Here is a 7,712-nt window from a genome sequence, read left to right on the forward strand (position 1 = left end):
ACGGATGCCGGCCTCAGTCCCGCCGTCCGAACCCGGACGCCCTTTAACAAGACAAGCGCAGGAGCTGCTGGGGCAGGTAGGGGGACTCGACCCGGATGTTCCAGCCCCGGCGGCGGGCGTGGCAGGCCAGGGCGAGGACGTTGAGGTTGATCGTGGCGTCGGCGTCGTCGGCGCGGCCAGCGACCTGGTAATGATCGCGGTGGGCTTCGAGGGCATCGGCGAGAGCCAGGTTGAAGCTCTCCTCGTCCCCCTCCACGAGCTGCGACAGCAGTACGGCCGGTGGTGGGAAGAAGCCCCGGTCCTTGGCCTCCTCGACCTCGCGCAGTGCCCGCGTCACCGGCGACTCGGGATCCATGCCCCTCAGGTAGGTGTGGAGGGCCTCCCGGTAAGTGGCGAAGGCGGAGCCGTCCTTGCCGGCAACCGTGGGGCCCGTGAGGACCAGGGGGGCGAGGTCCTCGCGAACGCCGGTGATCAGCGCGAAGGCGGTGGCGTTCTCCCAGGTGCCGGCGCCGGCCGCTTCGCCTCGCTCGGCCGGGTAGCGCAGATTCCGGCCGTCGATGGTCACCTCGGCCTCTGTGCCCGGCTCCGCCAGGGCGATGCGGAACAGGGCCGCCCCGATCTGGGAGGCCAGCCGCAGATTCGCGAGCTGGGCGTCGGTGACATCAGCGGAGTCCCCTGCGCGCCACCTGAAGAGGAGTTCCTGGTAGCGCATGGCCCTTCCGAGTTCCCATACGTCGAGGGCTTTTCCTTCCTCCGGCGTGAAGGCTTCCCGGGTGTACTGGTCCAACAGGGCCTCGCTCTGCGGGTTCACGGTCCCGTCGTATGCCGGCCGTTCGACCACCAGCGGGCCGACGGCCAGCGCGGCAACCGCGTCAGGGCGCCGGTCGCGGCCGAAGCCCGCGACCCTTGGGCCGCGGGTTTCGAAGCCGGTGACCAGGGCGTGGGGGAGGTAGTCGGTGTGGGGAGCCGGCTTCCAGCCATGGGTCCGGTACGCAAGCGCGGCCAGGCCGAGCGGCAGGAGCGGCAGGAGGCTGCTCGGCGAGGCGGAGGGGCCGTGGACAGCGGTGTGGGTGAGCAGGAGGGCGGCCAGCCCGGAGTCGAAGGCATTCCGGTCCTCAGCGGCAAGTGCACGCAGGGCCCCCAGCGCTACGCTCTCCGGCCGGTCGAGGAGGCTTTCACCGGTCTCGTTGGCCCGGCTGCGGATCCGGGCCAGCGCGGCGTCGATGGCAGCGAGCTTCGCCTGCGCGCTCGGCGGGTAGTCTTGGTCGTTTCCGGTGTCGTCGAGTACCTGCGCCATGAAACCCGTGACGAGTTCGCCGGCGGCGCTTCCCTTGGCCTTCTCGGCGAACCTATCCCGAGCGAAGTGGAATGCCTCACCATGCCACTTGGCCTTGTCCGTGAGCACCGCGAGGCAGAGCGCGTCGATCCATGCGCCGGCGGTGACGCTTTCCCCGGCGTCATCCTCGTCGATGGGGTCGTAGCTGATGCCGAAGTTCACGTAGTCGAGGAAGACCTGGAAGGTGCAGTGTGGGTAGTACGCAGCGAAGCAGACGGCCCCGGCCGCGGCCTCGGCCGCGTCTTTGAGAGCGGCCTTGGCTTCCGGAGTGTCGAGGCTGGGCGTCTCGACGGACAGGGCACCCAGGTAATTGAGGAACTCGTCGGCGATCGACCGCCATTCGTGGGTGGCCATTCGGCCGGCCTTCGACATGGACCGGACCTGCCCCCCGATCCTGTTCGCGAAGTCCTCGCGTGTCGCCGAAACGACTGCCTCGCCTACCTGATGCCGCTCTATCCGCACTGTGCTGCTCCCTCGTGCCGTCCGTGCGGACAGCTTAAAAGGCCCTTCCGGCTTTCCAGCCGGAAGGGCGGACCCCCACGACTGTGGGGAAGAACCGCCTGAGGCGGCACGACACCGGCAGCAGGAGCACCCCCGCGACAGCAGGGAAGAGAAAATGCGACTGCCGCGTCCAGAATGGCAGACGATCACTGCCGGTCCGGCCACTTCGTCAATGTCTCGCCCACGACCTCATCGGTAAGGGTGATCTACGCGTCCGTCAGATCAGAGTGGGCCGTACGCCGACAACAGGTCGCTGGGTCTTCCCTTTCGGATCATTCTCACGGGCGTGCGATAGGTTGCCCTGATGCGGCTTGCTGTGGCGTCGGGAGGTCAGACGCGAAGCAGGTCGGTCGAGACGGTCCAGAGGTGCCTGGCAGTGGCGGGGTCGAGCGCCCATTCCTTGACACCGTGCGGGTGCTGCGCGAGGTCGGCGTCGTTCGGCACGGTGTAGGCCTCTTGTGCATCGTCGAGGTAGTGGCCTCCGGAGTGAGCGAACTCGGGGGCGACGGCCGCGACGATACTCGTCGCGGCTCCCTGCTCGACCGTTTTGTATGTGAAGACTCCGGCAGCCTCGGCCGCGTCGAGCGACGCCTTTTGTTCCGGTGTGAAGTTCCGCTGCAGTCCCGTCGCGATACCGCCGGGGTTCACCGCATTGGCGACGATGCCGTCGGCAGCCCAGAGGTGGGTCGCCTCCACGGCGAAGAGGGAGTTCGCCGTTTTCGACTGGGCGTAGGCGATCTGCGGGTCGTAGCTGCGGCGCTCGAAGTGGAGGTCGTCGAAGTCGATGCCGGACCGCATGTGCGCCGTCGAACTGACGGAGACGATCCGTGCTCCGTCGCGGTCGGCCGCTCCCTTGGCCAGGGCGTGGTGAAGGCCGGTGGCCAGCGCGAAGTGGCCGAGATGGTTCGTCGCGAATTGCAGCTCCCAGCCCTCATGCGTTCGTTCGAGGCCACCGGTGACCACGCCGGCGTTGTTGATCAGCAGGTGAAGCGGGCCGCCCCACGCATCGACGAACCGTGTGATGGTGGCCCTGTCGGCGAGGTCGAGCGGGACGACGCGGGGCCGGATCCCTCCGGTCGCCTCTCCGATCGTCTCGGCGACGGCGTCACCCGCAGCCGTGTTCCGGACGGCGAGCGTCACTTCCGCCCCGGCAGCGGCCAGCGCACGAGCCGTCTCGATCCCGAGTCCGGAGGAGGCTCCCGTCACGATCGCGCGGACGCCGGTGAGGTCGATGTCCCGCAGCACATCGTCCGCGGTGTTGGAGGAGTTGAAGGGCGTGCAGATGAGTTTGCCAGCGCTCATGACGGCAACTGTACACGCTAGACTCAATTTGTATAGTTTGTTTCTCGCTCGTATGCTCGTTCCATGAGCAGTCCCGACGCTGGCCACCCGCCGTCGACAGTCGCCGATACCGACCGTCGAACCATGGTTCTGGAGTCCGCCATGGCCACGTTCGCGCGATTCGGTTACCGGAAGACCTCGATGGAGGAGGTGGCGCGGGCGGCGCACATCTCCCGGCCCGGGCTCTACTTCCTTTTTTCCTCGAAGGAGACTCTGTTCCGTGCCGCGGTCAAGCAGGCATTGGATCGCGACATCACCGCTGTCGAACAGGTCCTGGCCGACAGTGGCCGCCCCCTTTCAGAGCGCCTTCTCGAAGCGTTCGACCAGTGGGCGGGCCGTTACATCGGCCCGCTGACGCGCGATGTCGCGACAGTGATCGGGGACAATCCCGACATCCTCGGAGAGATCATCCAGACCGCGCCGCGACGTTTCGAGGAACTGATCACAGACGCGATCGCCGTCGAGTCAGGACGAGAGGCGGCCCTCCCTGTCGCACGGACGATGATCAGCGCATCGATCGGCCTCAAGCACCAGGCTGCATCCCGGGAGTTCTACCTCGAACGACTGGCGATCGCTATCAGTCTCCTGGTGCGTTGAAACGCTCCTGGCGTCCAGCGCGAACTCGTCAATCATCCTCGCCCGGGACCGACCGTTCGGCGACCGCCGCGGCGGCGTCGCCGGCCCCGGCGACGACAGGTACTTCCGGACCGTCTTGCGGTCCAGCCCTGTCTCCCGGGCGATCTCCGACAGACTCAGCTTCCCGGACTCCAGCAGCCCCCGAAAACGCCGCAGTTCCAACCAACGCTCCGCGTCCAAGAGCATCGCCAGGCCCCTCTCCGCTGCCACACCGACAAGCAGCAGACTGCCGAGCAACACGCCTCACCGCATCAACAACTGTCCCTATTCATCCGTACGAAGCTGGGACGTAACTGTGTACGCCGACAGCCAGAGCCGTGATGCTCTGCCGTTCGGCCGGAGTGAGGATGTGCGGGCTGCTGCGGGCGAAGCGGTCGTGGTCCTCGCGAAGCCGCTGCTGGGCGGCGAGCGCTTCCTCCCACTCCTTCTCCAACTGGCGTACGACCAGGCGGTTCTCCGGCTCGGCGAGGTGGTGGCTGCGGCGGACCCGGTCGGCGTCCTGCGCGGCGCGTTCCAGTCGCTGTGACCACAGTCGTTCCAGCTCGGCCCGCTCGGCCAGGACCTGGTCGGCCGCGCGCAGGGACACCTCGACGGCGGCGGGCGTCAGTGCGATGAGGGACTGCTGCTCAACGAAGGCGTCCACGCAGGCGGAGTTGAGCAGCTGGCAGCTCTTGTCCGCACCGTAGTCGGTCACGTCCCGGGCGCACACGTACTCGGGCAGGGCCTTGCTGCGCTGGATATGTGGTAGCGCACGCTCATACGCCGGTTGCAGCGCCCGCAGTGCACCAGCCCGGCCGCGAGCGCGGGGCCGCTTCGCACCGCGCCCATGGCTTCGGCGCGGGCTCGGTTGGCCGCCAGTTTCGCTTCGTTTGCTGGGCTTGACCCCCTGAGCTCCGCACCCCGCAGTTACCCGCGATGCACGTCAGAGTGGGGACGGACCCTGGACACTGGTCCGGAGCTACACCTTCAACGTCGAACCTCCATCGGTGAGTTCACTCGTAGCGTGCGCCCTCGCGTCGCACCGCTCATCGTGCCTTTGAGCCCCAGCAGCAGCCTGTCGTTGTACTCGTCCGGGTCGTACACCCCATCGGTGTCCGCCAGCACCGCACCCGACAGGGCGCACAGCTCGATCAGCTGGTACCAGTCCCTGCCGGAGCGGGCCAGGCGGGACATCTCGATCCCCAGCACGAGACCGACGTGGTCCAGCCAGATCTCGGTGACCAGCCGCTGGAAACCCGTACGGGATACCGCACTCGAACCCGACTTCCCCAGGTCCTCGTCGATCACCAGGACCCGGTCCGCCTGCCAGCCAACCGCGACCGCCCGGTCCACCAGGGCGTACTGCAACCGCTTCGACTCCTGATGGTCGACGAGCTGCCGGCGGGTGGACTGACGGACATAGATCACCGCGAGCCGCCGCAGGTGACGGCCGTCGATCTTGCTGCCGGGCCGCTCCCACGGCATCACCGAAGTCATCGCCGATCCCGCTCACCCGCCGTCACGGCGGCCGACAACGCGCGGCTCGCCAGCCGCACCAACTGCCCCACCACCGCCTGCCGGTTCACCTCCGGCAGTGCTGCCCACACCTGCCCGTCCGACGCGACCGGAATCGTGCTCTGGGGCCGACGTCACTGTCGTCGCACATGACGACCAGTTCCCCTCGTCGCTCAGCCGGCCCCGCAACCGTCGGGCCACAACGACCAACCGCTACGAACGGCTCATCCAGCACTCCGAAGCGCTGATCACCTGGGCCGCCATCACTCTCATGACCAGGCGTATTACGCGCCGGTCCTCCCGCCGAAGCGGACAGCCCGCCTCCCGCGAACCTCACCGGGACTGATCACCCCGGCGACGCTGACCACCGTCGCCACCATCACTCACCGAAAGCCGACCGGGAAGCCATCGGGCGGGCACCGGCAGTGGGCTGTATCAGGGCCTTGCCGCCCGTGCGGGCCAAGGACCACACCAGCTCACCCGCGCCGCTGCCGCCTGGCCGGGGGCTGCCCGGCTGAGGAGGACCTGGACGACGACGACGATTCCACCTGGTCCCTGCCACGCCGCTGACCCGCCACCGCTATACCCGCCGGAAACTGGGACGCACCCTCGACAGCGTTCAACGACGCCGCAGCCCCGGAAAGCCGCACCGTCGGCAGCCAACCCCGTTCGTCCGGCCTCACCTGCCCCGACGCGTCCCGGGCTACCTGCATCCCATGACGCTCAAACGCCTCACGCAAAACCGGCATACGCTCCCAGTTCGAGGCACTCAACCCCAGCAATGTCAGGTGCGACATCCGGCCGTAGAAGCCTCCAGGAACAGACAATGGGCGTAGACCAGGGGTGCTGTCGAAGTCCATGTTTCTCCGGGCGGGCCACACGCCAGGACATTGATCGAAGTGAGTGTCAAGGTCCCGGCCGAACTGATGCTCCCAGCCACTGGGCCGCAGATCAGAGGGGAAGGTCGTGCGAAGGCGGGTACCGCTGGGGGAAGTGTGCTCGCGCAGCGGCATCCCGTGGTAGTCGAACGCATCCCGCAGAGCCTGCCCCATCGACTCAGGAGCCACCTGCCCAGCGCCGATTCTGTGCATCAGATCGCCGAGCGGGACAAGCCGTGAACCAACCCGGACCACGGTCTCCGGCCCTGGTCGGCCGGTTCCTTGCCGGTTTGGCGAGTCACTCCACACCTGGATCGCCGATGCATATTCAGCTTCAGTGACCGGTGCTTCTTCAAAATGCGGCATCAACACTCCTCAACGAGAGGCAAGCCTGGTAGCCCACCTCCGACAGATGTCAACGCAATCGCCCCTCAGACAGTTCAACCCACCCCATCCGAAGGTTCAGACACAGGCTCTGACCTTGACGTTTATGGTCCGCCGTCGAACGCGGCTCGAACTTTGTGAGAGTTTTCGCAGTTCACCGGACGTGGAAGCGGCCTTCGGCTGATCCTTTGCTCCGTCACAGAGGCAGGGGATCAGCGCGAAGGCCGTGGTCGTGAGTTTGGTACATCAGGGCGTCCTGCGGGATGCGTTCGCGGAAGTGTCACACTTCCGGTCGGAGCTGTACGCATGCATGACTGCGCGGGGCGACGCGTTGTTCGAGTTGTGCGACGCGTTGTTGTGCACGGAGGGTCCGGTGCGGACGCTGGTTGATCTCGCGCTCGCGCCTGAACACCGTCGTGGGCATGGCGCGTTGTACGGCGGGCTCAACCGCGGTCGCGTCGACGTCGCACGGTTGCGAAGGACGCTGGCCGGGTTGCCGCTGCCCCGGGCCGCGGACGGGCGCCTGGTGCTCGCGGCGGATGTGAGCCCGTGGCTGCGGCCGGACGCGAACACCTCGCCGGACCGTTCCTTCTGCCACACCTACGGCCGGGGCAAGAACGAGCACCGGATGATCCCGGGCTGGCCGTACTCGATCGTCGCGGCGCTGGAGGTGGGCCGCACTTCCTGGACCGCGTTGCTGGACGCGGTCCGGCTGGAGCCGGGTGCCGACGTTGCGGCGGTTACCGCCGTCCAGGTCCGCGAGGTCGTCGAGCGCCTGGCGGCCGCAGGTCAGTGGAAGCCTGGTGACCTGGACATCCTCCTGGTTCTGGACGCTGGTTACGACGTTCAGCGGCTGTCGTTCCTGCTGGCGGATCTGCCGGTCGAGCTGCTGGGCAGGCTGCGGTCGGACCGTGTGATGCGCCGGCCCACGCCGCCAAGGGTCTACGACCCGAAGGGCGGGCGGCCGCCCAAGCACGGCGGCGAGTTCGTCTTCGGCCAGCCGGATACATGGGGCGAGCCCGACGTCCGCACGGTCTCGGAGACGGAGCGGGGGCCTTGTCCCCGGGGAGTGGACACCTGTTCGTGTCGTTATGCGGCGAGCGTCAGGGTAGCTGACTGTTGCTCGTAGACGATCGGTGCCT

5 protein-coding genes and 1 pseudogene are annotated in these 7,712 nt (G+C 67.5%); 2 read left to right on the forward strand and 4 right to left on the reverse strand.

Annotated elements, in window-relative coordinates:
- Positions 1–43: 43 nt before the first annotated feature.
- On the reverse strand, positions 44–1,690 hold the full coding sequence (locus ACFC09_RS35285) for an immunity 49 family protein (RefSeq protein WP_376535196.1): 1,647 nt from the start codon (positions 1,688–1,690) through the stop codon (positions 44–46).
- A gap of 477 nt (positions 1,691–2,167) precedes the next feature.
- A complete protein-coding gene (locus ACFC09_RS35290; protein ID WP_376535198.1) occupies positions 2,168–3,139 on the reverse strand; it encodes an SDR family NAD(P)-dependent oxidoreductase in 972 nt (323 codons plus the stop codon).
- A 63-nt stretch (positions 3,140–3,202) separates the two neighbouring features.
- On the opposite strand from ACFC09_RS35290, the gene ACFC09_RS35295 reads away from it, so the two are divergent.
- A complete protein-coding gene (locus tag ACFC09_RS35295) occupies positions 3,203–3,775 on the forward strand; it encodes a TetR/AcrR family transcriptional regulator (protein WP_376535200.1) in 573 nt (190 codons plus the stop codon).
- 307 nt (positions 3,776–4,082) lie between these two features.
- On the opposite strand, the gene ACFC09_RS35300 is transcribed toward ACFC09_RS35295, so the two are convergent.
- Both ACFC09_RS35300 and ACFC09_RS35305 read right to left on the reverse strand, forming a co-directional pair.
- The gene (locus tag ACFC09_RS35300; RefSeq protein WP_376535202.1) at positions 4,083–4,508 is read right to left on the reverse strand and encodes a hypothetical protein; all 426 of its coding nucleotides are present in this window, start codon (positions 4,506–4,508) and stop codon (positions 4,083–4,085) included.
- Positions 4,509–4,780: 272 nt separating this feature from the next.
- Complete coding sequence (locus tag ACFC09_RS35305; RefSeq protein WP_376535204.1) at positions 4,781–5,290, reverse strand: recombinase family protein; 510 nt, start codon at positions 5,288–5,290, stop codon at positions 4,781–4,783.
- A 1,512-nt stretch (positions 5,291–6,802) separates the two neighbouring features.
- Here ACFC09_RS35305 and ACFC09_RS35310 point away from each other — a divergent pair.
- Positions 6,803–7,615, forward strand: a pseudogene (locus ACFC09_RS35310) (transposase); the annotation flags it as partial.
- Positions 7,616–7,712 lie beyond the last annotated feature (97 nt).

It is taken from the genome of Streptomyces sp. NPDC056161 (assembly GCF_042268025.1).
GTDB lineage: Bacteria > Actinomycetota > Actinomycetes > Streptomycetales > Streptomycetaceae > Streptomyces.